Annotated in this window: 17 protein-coding genes; 13 read left to right on the forward strand and 4 right to left on the reverse strand. The window is 69.6% G+C overall.

Going from position 1 to position 16,863, the window contains the following annotated elements:
- Positions 1-58: 58 nt before the first annotated feature.
- Both BRX43_RS06655 and BRX43_RS06660 read right to left on the reverse strand, forming a co-directional pair.
- The gene (locus BRX43_RS06655; protein WP_125994077.1) at positions 59-1,123 is read right to left on the reverse strand and encodes an FAD-dependent oxidoreductase; all 1,065 of its coding nucleotides are present in this window, start codon (positions 1,121-1,123) and stop codon (positions 59-61) included.
- Complete coding sequence (locus tag BRX43_RS06660) at positions 1,120-2,055, reverse strand: alpha/beta hydrolase (protein WP_241214819.1); 936 nt, start codon at positions 2,053-2,055, stop codon at positions 1,120-1,122. The genes BRX43_RS06655 and BRX43_RS06660 overlap by 4 nt, the downstream gene beginning before the upstream one ends.
- A gap of 48 nt (positions 2,056-2,103) precedes the next feature.
- On the opposite strand from BRX43_RS06660, the gene BRX43_RS06665 reads away from it, so the two are divergent.
- From BRX43_RS06665 to BRX43_RS06700, 8 genes are all read left to right on the forward strand, one after another.
- Positions 2,104-2,598, forward strand: a complete 495-nt coding sequence (locus tag BRX43_RS06665; protein WP_241214820.1) for a prepilin peptidase — start codon at positions 2,104-2,106, stop codon at positions 2,596-2,598.
- Between the two features lie 54 nt (positions 2,599-2,652).
- Positions 2,653-3,705 (forward strand): Flp pilus assembly protein CpaB, encoded by a 1,053-nt coding sequence (gene cpaB / locus BRX43_RS06670; protein ID WP_125994078.1) that lies wholly within the window; start codon positions 2,653-2,655, stop codon positions 3,703-3,705.
- 67 nt (positions 3,706-3,772) lie between these two features.
- A complete protein-coding gene (locus tag BRX43_RS06675; protein ID WP_241214825.1) occupies positions 3,773-5,233 on the forward strand; it encodes a type II and III secretion system protein family protein in 1,461 nt (486 codons plus the stop codon).
- A 17-nt stretch (positions 5,234-5,250) separates the two neighbouring features.
- Positions 5,251-5,889, forward strand: a complete 639-nt coding sequence (locus BRX43_RS06680) for a CpaD family pilus assembly protein (RefSeq protein WP_125994080.1) — start codon at positions 5,251-5,253, stop codon at positions 5,887-5,889.
- Between the two features lies 1 nt (position 5,890).
- The gene (locus tag BRX43_RS06685; protein ID WP_125994081.1) at positions 5,891-7,168 is read left to right on the forward strand and encodes a P-loop NTPase; all 1,278 of its coding nucleotides are present in this window, start codon (positions 5,891-5,893) and stop codon (positions 7,166-7,168) included.
- Between the two features lie 5 nt (positions 7,169-7,173).
- Complete coding sequence (locus tag BRX43_RS06690) at positions 7,174-8,139, forward strand: type II secretion system F family protein (RefSeq protein WP_125994082.1); 966 nt, start codon at positions 7,174-7,176, stop codon at positions 8,137-8,139.
- 7 nt (positions 8,140-8,146) lie between these two features.
- Positions 8,147-9,145, forward strand: a complete 999-nt coding sequence (locus BRX43_RS06695; RefSeq protein WP_206433131.1) for a type II secretion system F family protein — start codon at positions 8,147-8,149, stop codon at positions 9,143-9,145.
- 62 nt (positions 9,146-9,207) lie between these two features.
- On the forward strand, positions 9,208-9,612 hold the full coding sequence (locus BRX43_RS06700) for a hypothetical protein (protein ID WP_125994083.1): 405 nt from the start codon (positions 9,208-9,210) through the stop codon (positions 9,610-9,612).
- 5 nt (positions 9,613-9,617) lie between these two features.
- Here BRX43_RS06700 and BRX43_RS06705 read toward each other — a convergent pair whose 3' ends face one another.
- Positions 9,618-9,875: a SemiSWEET family transporter gene (locus tag BRX43_RS06705; protein WP_125994084.1), complete on the reverse strand. Its 258-nt coding sequence runs from the start codon at positions 9,873-9,875 to the stop codon at positions 9,618-9,620.
- Between the two features lie 88 nt (positions 9,876-9,963).
- Between BRX43_RS06705 and BRX43_RS06710 the strand changes: the two genes are divergently transcribed.
- On the forward strand, positions 9,964-11,067 hold the full coding sequence (locus BRX43_RS06710) for an SGNH/GDSL hydrolase family protein (protein WP_164523551.1): 1,104 nt from the start codon (positions 9,964-9,966) through the stop codon (positions 11,065-11,067).
- A 3-nt stretch (positions 11,068-11,070) separates the two neighbouring features.
- Positions 11,071-11,577, forward strand: a complete 507-nt coding sequence (locus BRX43_RS06715) for a CcdC protein domain-containing protein (RefSeq protein ID WP_125994086.1) — start codon at positions 11,071-11,073, stop codon at positions 11,575-11,577.
- Here BRX43_RS06715 and BRX43_RS06720 read toward each other — a convergent pair.
- A complete protein-coding gene (locus tag BRX43_RS06720) occupies positions 11,564-12,478 on the reverse strand; it encodes a DMT family transporter (RefSeq protein ID WP_241214821.1) in 915 nt (304 codons plus the stop codon). The genes BRX43_RS06715 and BRX43_RS06720 overlap by 14 nt on opposite strands.
- Positions 12,479-12,573: 95 nt before the next feature.
- Here BRX43_RS06720 and BRX43_RS06725 point away from each other — a divergent pair, with 95 nt between their 5' ends.
- From BRX43_RS06725 to BRX43_RS06735, 3 genes are all read left to right on the forward strand, one after another.
- Positions 12,574-14,106: an aminoacyl--tRNA ligase-related protein gene (locus tag BRX43_RS06725; RefSeq protein ID WP_125994088.1), complete on the forward strand. Its 1,533-nt coding sequence runs from the start codon at positions 12,574-12,576 to the stop codon at positions 14,104-14,106.
- Positions 14,107-14,219: 113 nt separating this feature from the next.
- The gene (locus tag BRX43_RS06730) at positions 14,220-15,677 is read left to right on the forward strand and encodes a PAS domain-containing methyl-accepting chemotaxis protein (protein ID WP_125994089.1); all 1,458 of its coding nucleotides are present in this window, start codon (positions 14,220-14,222) and stop codon (positions 15,675-15,677) included.
- A 72-nt stretch (positions 15,678-15,749) separates the two neighbouring features.
- A complete protein-coding gene (locus BRX43_RS06735) occupies positions 15,750-16,841 on the forward strand; it encodes a potassium channel family protein (RefSeq protein WP_125994090.1) in 1,092 nt (363 codons plus the stop codon).
- The last annotated feature ends 22 nt before the right edge of the window (positions 16,842-16,863 follow it).

Here is a 16,863-nt window from a genome sequence, read left to right on the forward strand (position 1 = left end):
GCCTTCGCTGGGGCACGGATTCAGGCGAAACGATACCCTTTCCCTCGCATGGGGCCGCTCAGCCGAATCGCCCCGGCGCATAGCGGCCCGGATCGACTCCGGGCAGCGCCGGCACCTCACCCAGCACCAGCGCCGCTGCCAGCGTGGCGGCGGCAGGCGCGGTCTGGATGCCGAAGCCGCCTTGCCCCGCGCACCAGAAGAACCCGGCCTCCGCCATGCCATAGACGGGCAGGCGATCGGGCGCGAAGCTGCGCAGGCCCGCCCAGCGACGCTCGACCCCGGCGACGCGCCAGTCGACCGCGCCCTCGAACCGGTCGATCGCCACCGCCACGTCCATCTCCTCCGGCGCGGCGTCGCAGGGGTCGCTCGGCACCTCGTCATGCGGCGACAGCCAGACACGGCCGCCCGGCTCCGGCTTGAAGTAGAAGCGGCCGGCGATGTCGGCGATCATCGGAATGCCGGCCGGGGCGGGGGGATCGGTGCGGAGCTGCACCATGGTCCGGCGATAGGGGGCGATGCCGATCGGTCGCACGCCGCAGCGCGCCGCCACCACATCGGCCCAGGCACCGGCCGCATTGACCAGCACATCCGCCGCGAACCGGCCGGCCCCGGTATCGATCGTCCAGCGGCCGTCGCGCCGGGTCGCCGTTCGCAGCCCCGCATCGGTGACGATCGTCGCGCCGGCCTTGCGCGCCTGCGCCAGGCTGTGCGCATGGAAGCCGGCGACATCGATATAGGCGCAGCTCGGCTCCAGCACGCCCAGCGTCCAGTCGGGGCGCAGGCCCGCCAGATGCGCGGCCGGATCGACCGGCGCCAGGGTCACCGCGCTGCCCGCGAAATCGGCCAGGAAGCGGTCGATCGCCGGGGCATCCTCGGCGCGGCCGATATGGAGCGAGCCGAGCGGTTGCAGCCAGGGCGACAGCGCATCGTGCGAGGCGCTGGTCAGCGGCTGGATCAACGGGCCGCCATAGGTTTCCGACCAGAAGGCGGCGGAGCGACCCGTCGCGTGGCGACCGGGCATGTCCTCCGCCTCCAGCAAGAGGACGCGGGCCCGGTCACCCAGCGCGGCGGCCAGGCTGGCCCCGGCAATGCCGGCCCCGACGATCGCGATATCGTAGGTCATGGTGCGTGCGAATCGAGGAAGGCGTCGATCGCCGCAAGGGCCTTGTCGCGCACCTGTGGCAATTCGCGCAGGATCTCATGCGCCGATTCCGGCCCGAAGCGCAGCAGCTCGGCGGCCCGCATCCGGTTCGCGACTCGAACCGCCGCGCGCGAGTCGACCAGTCGATCGTCATCGGCGAGCACGAACTGCACGGGCGTGCGCAGCTGATCCAGCCGGGGATCGGCACGGAGCGCGGCGGTCTGGGCGAAGGCCTGCGCTACCCATTGCCAGCTCGGCGAGCCGAGGCAGAGGTCGGGATGCGCGGCGCGCCAGGCCTGTTGCGCCTCGAACCGGGTCAGGTCGTGGGTCAGCCGCATCTGCCGGGCGCGGGCGGCGCGCTCGCCCTCCAGCCGCCGCCACGCCGCGCGCGCCGGATCGCCGCGCCCGACCTGCCAGCGGGCCAGCAGACCGCCCAACCGGCCCCCGACCGGCGATCGCAGCGCCAGCATCGGCGCGACCAGCACCAGCGCGGCCGGGTCGATCCGCCCCTCGACCAGCGCGCGCAGCGAGAGGAAGCCGCCCATCGAATGCGCGACCAGCACATGCGGACCGTCGCCCCGCCGCCAGTCGCGCCAGAAGGCGGCGAGGTCGTCGACCAGCAGGCCGAAATCCTCGACATGGCCGACATCGCCCGCCGCCAGCCGGCCCGATCCGCCCTGTCCGCGCCAGTCGAAGGCGGTCACGTCCCAGCCCTGGGCGTGGAAATGGTCGAGCGTGTGGCGATATTTCTCGATCATGTCGGCACGACCGGTCTGGAACAGCAGCCGGCCACGCCCCGTACCCCGGCGGTCGTAGCGGCGGTGCGGCCAGCCGTCCGGCGCGGTCCAGACGGAGAGGCGGCCGGGATCGGTGGCGGCGGTGGCCGGGGGTGGTGAGTCGGGCAGGCTGGTCACCCGTGCAGTTACGAAATCCTAAACCCTTCCGTCTACAGCCCGTCAACCATGAGCGGGGTGGGGATGATGGGAATGGGCGAGCGGATCGGCCTGGTGATCCTGCTGGGGGCGCTGCTGCTGGCGGCGGGCATCCAGGATGCGCGGACGCGGGAGATCGCCAACCGGATCTGCATCGCCATCGCCCTGCTCGCGCCGCTCTGGTGGTGGGCGAACGGGATCGCGCCATGGCCGGGCATGGTGGTCCAGGTCGCGCTGGCGGTCGGGGCATTCCTGCTCTTCGCCCAGGCCTTCCGCTTCGGGATGATGGGCGGCGGCGACGTCAAGCTGATCGCGGCGCTGGCCCTGTGGCTGCCGCTCGACCGGTTCCTGTCGATGCTGATCGTGATGTCGCTGGCGGGCGGTGCGGTGACGCTGGCGATGCTGATCGAACATCGGATCAAGGGGGGTGGCGACCGGCGCGGGATCGAGGTGCCCTATGGCGTGGCGATCGCGATCGCGGGCCTGATCGCTATTCGCGAACCGATCCTTAACCAATTGAGCTGATGCTTAACCGTCGAACAACCGGACGTTTTTCGGGAAGGCGCGAGACGCAGGACCATGGATAGTCGCAAGCTGATATTGTTGGTGGGGGCGCTGGTCGTCGCCGGCATCACCGCCTTCCTGGCGCGGTCGCTGATCGCGGGCAGCGCCGCGCCGCAGGCGGCGGCGATGGGACAGGTCGCGGCCGCGCCGGTGGTCGACGGGCCGGAGGTGCTGGTCGCCACGCGCGCGCTGCCAGTCGGCACGATCCTGGATGCCAGCGCGCTGAAGTTTCAGCCCTGGCCCAAGGAGCTGGTCGACGGCGCCTATTACCTGCGGACCAAGACCGACCTGAAGGCGCTGCAGGGCACGGTGGTGCGCAACGCCATCACCGCCGGCCAGCCGGTGACCCAGGGCGCGCTGGTCAAGCCGGGGGATCGCGGCTTCCTGGCGGCGGCGCTGGGGCCGGGGATGCGGGCGGTGACGGTGCCGGTGTCGGCCCAGTCGGCGGTGGCGGGGTTCATCTTCCCCGGCGACCGGATCGACCTGATGCTGACCCAGTCGGTGCCGGGTGGTGGCGACGGCCCGCCACTCAAGGTGTCGGAGACGATCGTGCGCAACCTGCGCGTGCTCGCCACCGACCAGCGCACCGACAATACGGTGGGCGAGGACGGCAAGACCGAGGTCCGCACCTTCTCGACCGTGACGGTCGAGGCGACGCCGAAGATCGCCGAGGGCATCGCGGTGGCGCAGACGGTGGGCGCATTGTCGCTGTCGCTGCGGCCGCTGGCGGATACGCCGGGCGAGCTGGAGGAGGCGATCGCCTCCGGCTCGGCCAAGACGTCGGACGATCCGCATCTGGAAAAGGCGATGCTAATGCGCCTCGCCAGCCAGCCGCAGGTCGGCGACTCGACCTTCAGCAGCGGCGCGGACATCTCGCGCTTCCAGCGGCGCAGCGTGCCCGGCAAGGCGGCCGGCGGCGACGCCATGGGCGGCATGGGGCCGGGCGGGTCGTCGGCGCCCGCCGCGCCGCAGGGCAGCAATTATCCGGGGGCCGCATCGACGGCAGGACCGGTGGTGCGGATCGCGCGCGGCAATGCCGTGACCGCCGTTCCGGTCGGGGGAAAGTAGGATGACGCGTTCGATGCTGTGGAAGGCCGGGGCCGCCGGCCTGGCGCTGACGCTCGGCCTGGGTGGCATGCCGCTGGCGGCGCAGAATGGCGCGGCGGTGTCCGCTCCGGGCGGGGTGGTGCAGGTCAATACCGGGCGCGGCCGGCTGGTCACGCTGTCGCGGCCGATGAGCGACCTGTTCGTCGCGGACGATTCGGTCGCCGACGTCCAGGTCCGCTCGCCGACCCAGCTCTATATCTTCGGCAAAAAGCCCGGCGAGACGACCATCTCCGCCACGGCGCGCGGCGGCGGCGTGGTCTATGCCTCCACGGTCCGGGTCGGCAACAATTTCGACTCGATCGGCGCGATGCTGGCGCTGGCCATGCCCGAGGCGAAGATCGTCGCGACGCCGATGAACGGGCTGGTGCTGCTGACCGGCACCGTGCCCGCACCCGCCGACGCGGCGGAGGCGGAGCGGCTGGTCCAGGCCTATGTCGGCGATGCCACCAAGGTGCTGTCGCGGCTGCGCAGCGCCATGCCGCTCCAGGTCAACCTGCAGGTGCGGATCGCCGAGGTGAACCGCAACTTCATCAAGAGTATCGGCAACAACATCACCAGCCGGGCCAATAACAACAACGGCTTCAAATTTTCGATCGGCAGCGGCCGTCAGGGAACGATCACGACGGTTCCCGGCACCCCGACGAACACAGGGCCGGTCGATGCCAATGGCGCGCGCCCCGGCTCCACGCTGTTCGGCCTCCCGGCCACGGCCCCCTCGGGCAGCACGCTCAACATGTTCGGGCATTTGCTGGGCCTGGACGTGATCAGCGCGCTCGACCTGGGTGAGACGGTCGGGCAGGTGACGACGCTCGCCAATCCGAACCTGACCGCCATTTCCGGCGAGACGGGCACGTTCCTCGCCGGCGGCGAGGTGCCGATCCCGATCGCACAAGGATTCGGCACGGTGTCGGTCGAGTTCAAGCAATATGGCGTCAGCCTGTCCTATACGCCGATCGTGCTGGCGGACGGTCGCATCTCGCTGCGCGTCCGGCCGGAAGTGTCGCAGCTCGATTATTCGAACGCCGTCACGCTCAACGGCACGCGGGTGCCGGGCATCACCACCCGGCGGACCGAGACCACGGTCGAGCTCGGGTCCGGGCAGAGCATGATGATCAGCGGCCTGCTGTCGAACATCCACAACAACAGCTACGACAAGACGCCGGGCCTGGGCGACGTACCGATCCTGGGGGCGCTGCTGCGCTCCAACCAGTTCCAGCGCAATGAGAGCGAGCTGGTGATCGTCATCACCCCCTATCTGGTGAAGCCGGTCGACAATCTGAACCAGATCACGCTGCCGACCGATGGCTATCGCGCGCCGACCGACGTGCAGCGCGTGCTGCTCGGCGACCTGGCGGCTGCGTCGAAGGAGCCGCAGCGCCGCCCGGTGCCGACCAACGGCCCGGCCGCCATCATACCCGCAACGCAGACGACGCTGTCGCCCGCCCGCCCCCAGGCGAACGCCGTGCCGACCGCCGGCTCCCCCCGTTGATGCCCGGAGATGCGTCGATGACTTCGCGTTTGTCCCTCGCCGCCCTGTTCCTCCCGCTGGTCGCGCTTGCCGGATGCGGCGGGACGCAGAACCGGGGCGTGGAATCGGTCCACCAGCCGGTGGTGTCGCACACCGACCTGCCGATCGAGCTGGCGACCCGCTATGGCGACCTGCCGCCCGTCGAACGCGGTCGGCTGGCCGGTTGGCTGACGGCGCTGAAGCTGGGCTATGGCGACCGCGTGTGGGTCGAGGGGGCGGAGGGTGAGGCGCCCGCGATCCGCGAGGCGGTCAGCGAGGTCGTCGGCGGGTTCGGCCTGTTGCTCGCCGAGCGACCGGTGATGGGCACCCCCGTGCCGGCTGGCATGGTGCGGGTCGTGGTCAGCCGTGCGCAGGCCAGCGTGCCGGGCTGTCCGGACTGGTCGCGCAACGGCAGCATCAATTTCGACCAGCATACGTCGTCGGATTACGGCTGTTCGGTGAACAGCAATCTCGCCGCGATGATCGCCGACCCGCGCGACCTGGTCCAGGGCAAGGCCGGTGACGGCCTGACCGATCCGGTGCGCGCCGCCAAGCCGGTCGCCGAGTATCGCAAGGCCGGGCTGACCGGCGGCGGCGGCGCGACGGTCAAGACGGAAAGCGCCAAGGGAGGCAATTGAGATGAACGCGCCCTGGAAGCCCGGGACGATCGGCGCCCGCGATCCCTTCTCCTGCTTCGTCGGCGACGAGGCGACCGCCGATGTCGTGCGCATCGTGGCTGGCGAGATGGGCTGGTCGCCCGACAAGGTGTTCGGCGGCGGCCTGCGCGCGGCGATCCAGTCGCTGGCGGTCAGCGCCAGTCCGCAGGTCCTGCTGGTCGACCTGACCGGATCGGGCGATCCGCTGAACGACATCAACGGCCTGGCCGAAGTGTGCGAGCCCGGCACGGTGGTGATCGCGCTGGGGCAGGTGAACGATGTGCGGCTGTATCGTGGCCTGCTGGCCAGCGGCATCCACGATTATCTGCTCAAGCCGCTGCATCCAGAGATGCTTCGCGACGCGCTTGCCCAGACGCTGGCGATGCTGAACGCGCCCAAGGCGAGCGACGGTGCGGTCGAGCGGCCGCATTGCGCGGTGGCGGTGATCGGCGCGCGGGGCGGGGTCGGCGCATCGACCGTCGCGGCCTCGCTGGCATGGCTGATGGCGGAACAGGCGGGGCGCAGCACGGCGCTGCTCGACCTGGACGTGCATTTCGGCACGGGCGCGCTGGCGCTCGACCTGGAGCCGGGGCGCGGGCTGACCGATGCGATGGAGAATCCCAGCCGCATCGACGGGCTGTTCATCGAGCGGGCGATGGTGCGCGCCTCGGAAAAGCTGGCGGTGCTGTCCGCCGAAGCGCCGATCAACGCGCCGCCCGCCACGGACGGCACCGTCTTCCGCCAGTTGCAGGAGGAGATGCGCGCCGCGTTCGAGACGACGGTGGTCGACCTGCCGCGTGCGATGCTGGTGCAGTATCCGACCCTGATGGCCGATGTGCCGATCGCGGTGATCGTCACCGAACTGACGCTGGCGGCGGCGCGCGATACGATCCGGCTGCTGTCCTGGCTGAAGACCCATGCGCCGCAGACCCAGGTCCATCTGCTCTGCAACCGCATGATCGCGAACGGTCAGCCCGAGATCGCGCGCAAGGATTTCGAGGGCTCGATCGAACGCAAGCTCGACCATGTCCTGCCCTATGACCAGAAGCTGGTCGCGCAGGCGGCGAAGCTCGGCAAGCCGATCGCCGAGGTCGGCAAGGGCGGCAAGACGGTGGCGCCGCTCGGCGACCTGATGACCGCGATCCTGACCACGGTCGATGGCGAGGCGGCGGGGGTCGGGCTGAAGCGGGCAGGCGGATCGGGATCGCTGATCGGCAAGCTCGGCGCGCTGGTCGCCAAGCGGCCGGCGAAGAAGGCCTGAACACGATGCTGCCGCTGATCCTGATCGCCGGTGGCGCGGGGCTGGTGCTGGCGATGCTGGTGCTCGCCTTTTCCGGGCCGTCGGCCTCGCGCGCGCAGACGCGGCGGATCGCGGCGCTGCGCGAGCGGCACGGGCGGGGGGACGTCGTCGTCGATGCACAGACTCGCGGCATCGCCGCCGTGCGCGACACGCGGATGGACGTGGCGGTCGGGCGGCTGCTGCCCAATCGGGCACTGCTCGCCAAGCGGCTGGCGATGACGGGCAAGGACTGGACGGTCGGGCAATATGGCCTGGCGACGGCCGGCCTGGGATTGCTGACGCTGCTCCTGCTCCTGATGAAGGGCGCGCCGCTGCTGTTGACGCTGTTCGCGATGATGGTGGTGGGCGGCGGCGTGCCGCATTTCGTCGTCGGGCGCGTGATTTCGCGGCGCGTCGCGAAGTTCACGCTGCGCTTTCCCGATGCGATCGACCTGCTGGTGCGCGGCCTGCGCTCGGGCCTGCCGATCAGCGAGACGATGGGCGTGGTCGGTGCCGAGGTCGAGGGGCCGGTGGGCGAGGAGTTCCGCGCCGTGTCCGACAAGATGAAGATCGGCCGGTCGATGGACGCGGCGTTGCAGGAGACGGCGGACCGGCTTGGCACGCCGGAATTCCAGTTCTTCGTCATCACCATCGCCATCCAGCGCGAGACGGGCGGCAATCTGGCCGAGACGCTCGCCAATCTCGCCGACGTGCTGCGCAAGCGTGGGCAGATGAAGCTGAAGATCCGCGCCATGTCGTCGGAATCCAAGGCGTCGGCCTATATCGTCGGCGCGCTGCCTTTCATCGTGTTCACGCTCATCTCGATCATCAACCACGAATATATGGCGAACTTCTTCACCGACGAACGGCTGATGGTGGTCGGCATGGGCGGCCTGCTGTGGATGGGCATCGGCGGCTTCATCATGGCCAAGATGGTCAGTTTCGAGATTTGAGGGGCGGATGATGGGCCAAACGGCCGGACCGACGATCCTGGGGGTCGACGTGCTGTGGGTGGCGACGATCCTGTCCGGGATCGCCGCCTTCGCGGTGATGGTCGCGCTCTATGCCGCGACCACCGTGCGCGATCCGATGACCAAGCGGGTCAAGGCGCTGAACGACCGGCGCGAACAGTTGAAGGCGGGCATCACCGCCTCCACCAAGCGGCGCGCCCAGCTGGTCCAGCGCAACGACGCCGCCGACCGGATGCGCACCATCCTGTCGTCGATGAAGGTGTTGCAGGACAGCCAGGTCAAGGCCGCGCAGATCAAGCTGCTCCAGGCCGGCATCCGCAAGAAGGAATGGGCGGTCGCGGTGATCTTCGGCCGGCTGGTGCTGCCGATCCTGATCGGCGGGTTCATGACCATCTGGGTCTATGGCACCGACGGCTTCGCCGAATGGTCGCCGCTCAAGAAATATGCGCTGGTCGCCGTCTCGCTGATCGCCAGCTACAAGGCGCCCGACATCTTCCTGAAGAACAAGATCACCAAGCGATCGCATGCGATCCGCAAGGGGCTGCCCGATGCGCTCGACCTGCTGGTGATCTGCGCGGAGGCGGGGCTGACGGTCGATGCCGCCTTCCACCGCGTGGCGCGCGAGCTGGGCCGCGCCTATCCGGAGCTGGGCGAGGAGTTCACCCTGACCGGGATCGAGCTGGGCTTTCTCAGCGACCGGCGTCAGGCGTTCGAGAATCTGGCGATGCGCGTCGATCTGGACGCGGTGAAGGGCGTCACCACGACGATGATCCAGACCGAGAAATACGGCACGCCGCTCGCCTCGGCGCTGCGCGTGCTGTCGGCGGAGTTCCGCAACGAGCGGATGATGCGCGCGGAGGAGAAGGCCGCACGGCTGCCGGCGATCATGACCGTGCCGCTGATCTGCTTCATCCTGCCGGTGCTGTTCGTCGTCATCCTGGGTCCGGCGGCCTGTTCGATCAAGGACTCGATGCTCGCGGGCAAGTGAACGGCGCACCTCGCAACCCGGTGACGCGCCGCTCGTTGTCGGCGCACCACAGGAGGGATGCGATGCTGTTCACCACACCCACGCAATTTGCGGTACTCGGCCTGGTACTGGTCGCGGGCTGGCTGCTCGGCCTCGCCAGTCATCCAGGCGGCGGCAAATGGAAGCAGCGCTACGCCGCCGAGCGCGACGCCCATGCCGTGCACCGCAAGGATGTCGAGGCACGCCTCGCCGCCGCCGAGACGCGCAATGCCGAGCTGGAACGCGAGCAGGAGCGGCTGCGCACCGCGACGCCGGTCGTGGCGGAGCACGCACGCGTCGTCGACGATGCGGTCGTCACCGATCCCCGCCATCGCGAGCGCGTCGCGCCGGTGACCAGCCGCGCCGCCAGCGCCGCGCGGCCCGCCTATCCGGTCGGCGAGCGGCGTGGCTGGTTCGACTTCGGTCCGCGCCCCACCCACCGCATCTGAGGTTCCTAGAGCGCGGTCGCCAACGTGATCGCGCCGAGCAGCACGCCCGGTGCGTTGGCGAAGACGATCGGCCAGTCCCGCTTCTCGCGCAGCAGGCCATAGGCCACCCAGAGCGAACAGTTCACGACGGCGGCGAGGGGTTGCAGGACCGACCCCCTGTCGCCGGCGAGGTTGAGGCGGATCTGGTCGATATAGGACAGGTACATGGCCACGGCGGTTGCGGTCGCGACCCAGCCGAGAATGAGCAAATGGCGATCTTTCATCGCGGTAGAAAGCGTGGCCGAAGCTATTGATCCGATCCCGTCATGCCCCCAACGTGCCGGACCACGAGCGGAAATGGATGGGCGGACGATGGCACGACAGGGGAATCGCACGGCGCTGGCCGCATTGGCGATGTTGACAATGGGAGCCACCGCGCCGGCCCCGGTCCGGATCGAGCCGGTCCCCGCGGATCGTCCGCCACAGGGACCGTCCCTACCCCTGCACGTCGGCGGGCGCGGGCTGATCCAGGGCGACGTCCTCCGCCGGCAATGGCCGGGCAGCTATATCGAGGCCGGCTTTGCCGACGACAGCGCCGATCTCCGCATCGGTCCGGGCGATGTCCGCCTCCACATCCTGGTCGACGGCCGGCCGGCGGCGACGCTCGTCAAGCCGAAGCCGGGCCTCTATCGCCTGACCGGTCTGGGCAAGGGGCAGCACCGCCTGCGCGTCGAGGTGGGGAGCGAGAGCCAGGCGGGGGCGACCTTGCTGGGCGGCGTCTATGCGCGCCACCCGCTGCCGGTCCGGCCGCGTGCGCGCAGGATCGAGTTCATCGGGGATTCGCATACGGTCGGCTATGGCAACACCGCCGATGGCCAGACCTGCACGCCGGATCAGGTTTGGGACACGACCGACACGTCGCAGGGGATCGCGGGGCAGCTCGGCCGCCGCTACGATGCCGATTACCGGGTGAACGCGATCTCCGGGCGCGGCGTGGTGCGCAACTATAATGGCTTCGCCGCCGACCCGCTGCCGGCTGCCTATCGCTATACGCTGTTCGACCATGACCACGCCGCCGACGATCGCGGCTGGCGACCGCAGCTTTATGTCGTGGCGCTCGGCACCAACGACTTCTCGACAGCGCTGCACCAGGGCGAGGCCTGGGCCGACCGTGCGGCGCTGCACCGTGATTATGAAACGCGCTATGCGGCCTTTCTGCGCGATCTGCACGCGGCCAATCCGCGCGCGCATATCTTTGTCTGGGCGACCGACAAGGCGGATGGCGAGATCGCGGCGGAGGCGGGCAAGGTGGTCGAGCAGCTTCGCGCCCAGGGGATCGCCGATATCGGCTTCGCGACGCTCAAGGGACTGAGCTTCGGCGGATGCAACAGCCATCCCACGGTCGCCGACGACCGGCGAATCGCCGATGCGGTGGCCGGCTATGTCGATGCGCATCCGACGCTCTGGAGCCGCTGACCCATGAACCAGCCGCCCGCCACGCTGATCACCTATGCGATCACCGGGATCATCATCGCGATCGTCTTCGCCGTGCGCTGGCGACGGATGCGGCGCGAGACGCTGTTGCGGCTGGAGCGGCTGTGGATGCTGCCGGCCTTCTATGCCGCGCTGGTCGCGTTCGTGCTCGCGGAGCGGCCGCCATCGGGGGCCGGCTGGTTCTATTGCGCGGTCGCGCTGGCGATCGGCGCGGCGCTGGGCTGGCAGCGCGGGCGGATGATGACGATCCGCGTCGATCCGGACAGCCATGCGCTCCGCCAGACCTCGTCGCCCGCGGCGATGCTGTTCATCCTCGCCATCGTGCTGCTGCGCCAGGGCGCGCGCGGCGGGGCGGGGTGGCTGCACCTCGATGTCTGGGCGGTCACCGACATGCTGATGGCGCTCGCCCTGGGGCTGATCGCGGCGCAGCGGCTGGAAATGTATTTGCGCGGCAAGCGGTTGCTGATGGCGGCCCGGCTCAGTCGGGCGTGATCGCGGCGGTGGCCTGTTCGCGGCGGCGGACATGCTCTCGCCACACGATGTAGAGGCCGCTCAGGATGATGATCGGCGCGCCGATCCAGGTCGTCTCCCGCGGGATGGTGCCGAACAGCCACCAGCCGAGCAGGCTGGCCCAGAGCAGCGACGTATAGTCGAACGGCACCACCAGCGACACCGCGCCCCGCCGCAGCGAACTGGTCATGGCCAGCTGCGCGCCCCCGCCGAACAGTCCGACCATCGCCAGCGTCGCCCAGGTGCGGGCGGGCAGGGCGTGGACCTCGAACGCGAAGACGATCCCCAGCGGCAGCAGCGACAGCACGGAGAACCACCAGACCGTGGTCTGCGCCTTCTCCGTCCGGCCGATCTGGCGCAGCAGGATGAAGACGATCGCGGTCAGGAAGGCGGCGACCAGGCCGTACAGCCCGCCGACCAGCGGAATGGCATGGCCGCCCGGCTGCACCACGATCAGCACGCCCGCAAAGCCCGCCGTCACCGCCGCCCAGCGTTTCCAGCCGGTCGGCTCGCCGAGCACGAGCGCGCCCATCACCGTGGCGAAGATCGGTGCGGTGAAGGCGATCGTCGTCGCCTCCGCCAGGGGCAGCGCGATCAGCGCCGCGAAGGTGAAAGCCATGCTGATCACGCCGACGGTCGCGCGGGTGACGTGCGCGCCCAGCCGCCGGGTGCGGATCGACGCCAGTCCCGGCCCGGCCGCGATCACCGTCGTCACCAGCAGCGCCGCGCCGAACTGGCGGAAGAACAGGATCTCGCCCAGCGCCGCGCCGCCCTGTTGCGCCAGCTTGATGCTGGCATTCATGCCCGCGAACAGCAGCACCGACAGCAGGCGCAGGCCGATCGCGGGCAACAGGGCGTCGTGATGGGAGGAGGAGGGCGTCACGCAAGGGGCGGTAGCGGCGGCGCGACCGCTTGGCGACCCCGGCCGGTCCACAGAAGGGGTGACGGGCGGCATCCGCCGCGCTACCAGCCGCGACCATGAAGCATGCGCTCCCCGTCACCCGCGAGGCGGATTTCGCCGCCTGGTATCAATCCGTCATCGCCGAGGCCGACCTGGCCGAGGAATCCGGTGTGCGCGGCTGCATGGTCATCCGCCCCTGGGGCTATGGCATCTGGGAGCGGATCCAGCGCCTGCTCGACGACCGGATCAAGGCGACCGGGCACGAGAACTGCTATTTCCCGCTGTTCATCCCGCTCTCCTATTTCGAGAAGGAGGCTGAGCATGTCGACGGCTTCGCCAAGGAGATGGCGGTCGTCACGCATCATCGCCTGGTGCCGGACGGCAAGGGCGGGCTGATGCCCGATCCGACCGCGAAGCTGGAGGAGCCGCTGGTCGTCCGGCCGACGTCGGAGACGGTGATCGGCACCGCCTTTTCGCGCTGGGTCCAGTCCTGGCGCGACCTGCCCGTGCTGATCAACCAATGGGCGAATGTCGTCCGTTGGGAGATGCGGACGCGCATGTTCCTGCGCACCGCCGAATTCCTCTGGCAGGAGGGCCATACCGCCCATGCCAGCGCCGAGGAGGCGCGCGAGGAAACGTTGAAGATGCTGGAGGTGTATCGCGAATTCGCCGAGACCTGTCTGGCGATGCACGTCGTCACCGGCGAGAAGCCGGAGAATGAGCGTTTCCCCGGCGCTGTCGCGACCTATTCGATCGAGGCGATGATGCAGGACGGCAAGGCGCTGCAGGCCGGCACCAGCCATTTCCTCGGCACCAATTTCGCCCAGGCCCAGAATATCCGCTTCCAGAATGCCAGCGGCGAGCTGGAACTGGCGAACACGACCAGCTGGGGCGTGTCGACGCGGATGATCGGCGGCGTCATCATGGTGCACGGCGACGACGACGGCCTGTGCGTGCCGCCGCGCATCGCGCCGTGGCAGGTGGTGATCGTGCCGATGCTGCGCGACCAGCCCGAGGACCAGGGGATCGTCGACTATTGCCGCGACCTGCAGAAGCAACTGGGTGCTCTGTCGACGCTGGGCGAGCCGGTCCGTGCGTTGCTCGACCTGAAGCCCGCCAAGGCCGCGACCAAGCGATGGAGCTGGGTGAAGAAGGGCGCGCCGATCGTGATCGAGGTCGGCGGCCGCGACGTGGCCGGCGGCAATGTCTCGGTCATCCGCCGCGACCGTCTGTACCGCGAGGATGGCAAGCTCGACAGCCGGGTGATGCCGCGCGGCGAGCTGGTCGACACGGCGGCGGCGCTGCTGGCGGAGATCCAGGCGGGGCTGCTCGCCCGCTCGACCGAGGCCCTGCGTGCGCAGATCGTGCCGCTGGACGATTGGGCGGCGGTCGAGGCGCATTTCGCCGAGGGCGTGAAGAACCCGGGTTGGGTCGATGTCCGCTGGTCGCGTCCGACCGGCGCGGGCCTGGACGCGGTGGTCGAGCGGATCAAGGCGCTGAAGCTGACGATCCGCAACGCGCCGCTGGGCCAGACCGGTTGCGACGAGGGACCGTGCGTCTTCACCGGCGAACCGGCGGTGGAGCGGGTGCTGATCGGCCGCGCCTATTGATCGGACGGCGCGGCGGCGGCGGCCGTCGCGCCGGTCTGTTTTACCGGCGGCATCGCCCCGGATGACCATGTCGGCTCCTATAATGGAGCTATTTGGTCAGATGGGATGATAGGATGATCCAGGTTATCGGCAGGGATCGGCAGCGCGCGCTGGAATGGCACGACATGCTGCTGACGACCTGCGGGGTTGGCTTATGGGACGCGGTCTTCCCCAACGGGCAGGCGCTGCATCCCGACACGATCTGGACCTGGTCGGCCGAATTCCGCAAGATGCTGGGTTTCACGAACGAGCGCGATTTTCCCAACGTCGCCGAATCATGGTCCAGCCGGCTCCATCCCGAGGATGCGGAGCGCGTGGGGCAGGTGTTCGCGACTTCGGTCGATACCGGTGTCCCCTATGACGTGACCTACCGTATCATGGTGCGTGACGGCAGCTATCGCTGGGTGCGCGCGATGGGCGGGGTCATTCGCGACCAGAATGGCCGCTCGCGCCGCTTTTGTGGATCGTTGATCGACGTCCATGTCGCCAAGTCGCTCGAAGAGCAGCAGCGCGGCGCGGTGGAGCAGATCACCCGCGTCGCCGACGCGATGGCAGCCGGCGACCTGACGCTGATGCTGAACGAGGATTTCCCCGATGGCCTGTCCGCGCTGAAGGACAGTCTGAACGGCGCGATCACCAATATGCGGTCGATGATCGGCGCGGTGTCGGAGAGCGCCCGGCTGATCAGCAGCGGCTCGACCGAGATCGCCCAGGCGTCGGAGGATCTGGCGCGGCGTACCGAAACCAATGCCGCCTCGCTGGAGCAGACCGCCGCGTCGGCCCGTACCATGGACGAGCGGCTGCATGCCTCGGTCCATTCGGCGAACCGGACGGTGGAGCGGGCGGACGAGACGATCGCCACGGTCATGGGCGGTCGCGCCGTGGCGGACGAGGCAGTGCAGGCCATGGGTCGCGTGTCGGACAGCGCCAAGGGCATCGATTCGGTGATCGAAGGGCTCGACAAGATCGCCTTCCAGACTCGCGTCCTCGCGATGAACGCGGCGGTCGAGGCGGGCCGGGCGGGCGATGCCGGACGCGGCTTCGCGGTGGTCGCCGACCTGGTGTCCGCGCTGGCGATGCGCGCCGAGGAAGAGGCGAAGCGCGCGCGCGACCAGCTGACCCTGACCCAGACCGATATCGCCACGGCGGTGGGCGCGGTGACCAAGGTGGACGGCGCGCTGGTCGACATCACCGACGATGTGCAGCAGGTGCACCAGTTGCTGGCGACGATGGCGACCGACAACCAGGCGCAATCGGCCGCGATCACCCAGGTTTCCGCCGCGATCGCCGCGATGGACCGCTCCACCCAGCAGAATGCGGCGATGGTCGAGCAGACCTCCGCCGCCGCGCGCAGCCTGGCCTCCGAAGTCGGCAAGCTGTCCGAACAGGCCAGCCGCTTCCGCACCAGCGGCCAGTCGGCGGGGATGGATGGGTTGATGACCCGCGTCCTGCCTTCGTCCGGCATCAAGCCGCTGCCGGCGGCAGTGCTGCCCGCGATGGTCCGGCCGGCGGAGGAATGGAGCGAGTTCTGACCGGACGGCGGCCACTGGCCTCGATCGCGCCGCCGGCCTAGGCTGGCGGTCCGAACCCGAGCCGGAGCCGTCATGTCCCTTGCGCCCAGGCACCCGCCGCATCGCCACCACCGTCCCGCGCCCCTGCCGGGGCGGCTGGCGGCGCGGGCGGCGGCGCAGGTCGCGCGGCCGCGCTTTTACCGCCCCGGCAAGCTGGGACCGGCGGCGACATTGGCCATCCGGGCGGCGGCGGTGCTGGTGCTGATCGGCATCGCGCTGGGCGGTCACTGGCTGGACCGGGACGGCCTGCGCGATAATAGCGGCGGCCCGATCGGCTTTCTCGACATCGTCTATTTCACGGTCATCACCGTCACCACGGTCGGCTATGGCGATATCGTGCCGGTATCGGCATCGGCGCGGATGTTCGATACCTTCGTCGTCACGCCGATCCGTATCTTCGTGTTCCTCATTTTCCTCGGCAGCGCGTACAGCTTCATGCTGCGGCAAGGCTGGGAAAGGTGGCGCATGGGTCTGATCCGACGCGAGTTGAAGGGGCATGTGCTGGTCTGCGGCTATGGCCGGTCGGGCAGCGCGGCGGTGGCGGAACTGCTGGAGCGGGGCCATGCGCCCGACGGCATCGTCGTGATCGACGAACGCGCCGACCGCCTGCGCCAGGCCGAGGAGCTCGGCATCGCCACGGTGGAGGGGGACGCCACGCACAACCACGTTCTGTCGATCGCGCGGGTGGAGACGGCGCAGTCGGTGATCGTGACGCCGGGCCGCGACGATACGGCGGTGCTGATCGTGCTCAGCGTCCGTCGCCTGTCGCCCCATGCCGGCGTGGCGGTGGCGATCGGCGAGATCGAGAATGAGGATCTGGCGCGCGACGCCGGCGCGTCCATCATCGTCAATCCGGTCAGCTTCGGCGGGCAGTTGCTGGCGCAATGCACCAATGGCCCGCACGTCGCCGACTATGTCGCCGACCTGGTGACGCGCGGCGGATCGGTCGAGCTGCGCGAGCGGCCGGTGCGCCCCGACGAACTGGGCCGCGGCGTGCGCGACCTGGTCGGCACGCAGGTGGTGCGCCTCTATCGCGGCGACCGCGCCTTCGGCATCTGGGACCGGGAGGCGGAGGCAATCCAGCCCGGCGACGTGGTGATCGAGCTGATCCAGCGCGCAACCTGACCTTGGCGGATGACGCGGCGGC

The organism is Sphingomonas sp. S-NIH.Pt15_0812 (assembly GCF_003951315.1).
Classification (GTDB): Bacteria; Pseudomonadota; Alphaproteobacteria; order Sphingomonadales; family Sphingomonadaceae; genus Sphingomonas.

Coding starts and splice junctions, on each gene's coding strand:
- BRX43_RS06655 (WP_125994077.1), bottom strand. CDS start 1,123: ATGACCTACGATATCGCGATCGTCGGGGCCGGCATTGCCGGGGCCAGC.
- BRX43_RS06665 (WP_241214820.1), top strand. CDS start 2,104: ATGAGCGGGGTGGGGATGATGGGAATGGGCGAGCGGATCGGCCTGGTG.
- cpaB (WP_125994078.1), top strand. CDS start 2,653: ATGGATAGTCGCAAGCTGATATTGTTGGTGGGGGCGCTGGTCGTCGCC.
- BRX43_RS06675 (WP_241214825.1), top strand. CDS start 3,773: ATGCCGCTGGCGGCGCAGAATGGCGCGGCGGTGTCCGCTCCGGGCGGG.
- BRX43_RS06680 (WP_125994080.1), top strand. CDS start 5,251: ATGACTTCGCGTTTGTCCCTCGCCGCCCTGTTCCTCCCGCTGGTCGCG.
- BRX43_RS06685 (WP_125994081.1), top strand. CDS start 5,891: ATGAACGCGCCCTGGAAGCCCGGGACGATCGGCGCCCGCGATCCCTTC.
- BRX43_RS06690 (WP_125994082.1), top strand. CDS start 7,174: ATGCTGCCGCTGATCCTGATCGCCGGTGGCGCGGGGCTGGTGCTGGCG.
- BRX43_RS06695 (WP_206433131.1), top strand. CDS start 8,147: ATGATGGGCCAAACGGCCGGACCGACGATCCTGGGGGTCGACGTGCTG.
- BRX43_RS06700 (WP_125994083.1), top strand. CDS start 9,208: ATGCTGTTCACCACACCCACGCAATTTGCGGTACTCGGCCTGGTACTG.
- BRX43_RS06705 (WP_125994084.1), bottom strand. CDS start 9,875: ATGAAAGATCGCCATTTGCTCATTCTCGGCTGGGTCGCGACCGCAACC.
- BRX43_RS06710 (WP_164523551.1), top strand. CDS start 9,964: ATGGCACGACAGGGGAATCGCACGGCGCTGGCCGCATTGGCGATGTTG.
- BRX43_RS06715 (WP_125994086.1), top strand. CDS start 11,071: ATGAACCAGCCGCCCGCCACGCTGATCACCTATGCGATCACCGGGATC.
- BRX43_RS06725 (WP_125994088.1), top strand. CDS start 12,574: ATGAAGCATGCGCTCCCCGTCACCCGCGAGGCGGATTTCGCCGCCTGG.
- BRX43_RS06730 (WP_125994089.1), top strand. CDS start 14,220: ATGATCCAGGTTATCGGCAGGGATCGGCAGCGCGCGCTGGAATGGCAC.
- BRX43_RS06735 (WP_125994090.1), top strand. CDS start 15,750: ATGTCCCTTGCGCCCAGGCACCCGCCGCATCGCCACCACCGTCCCGCG.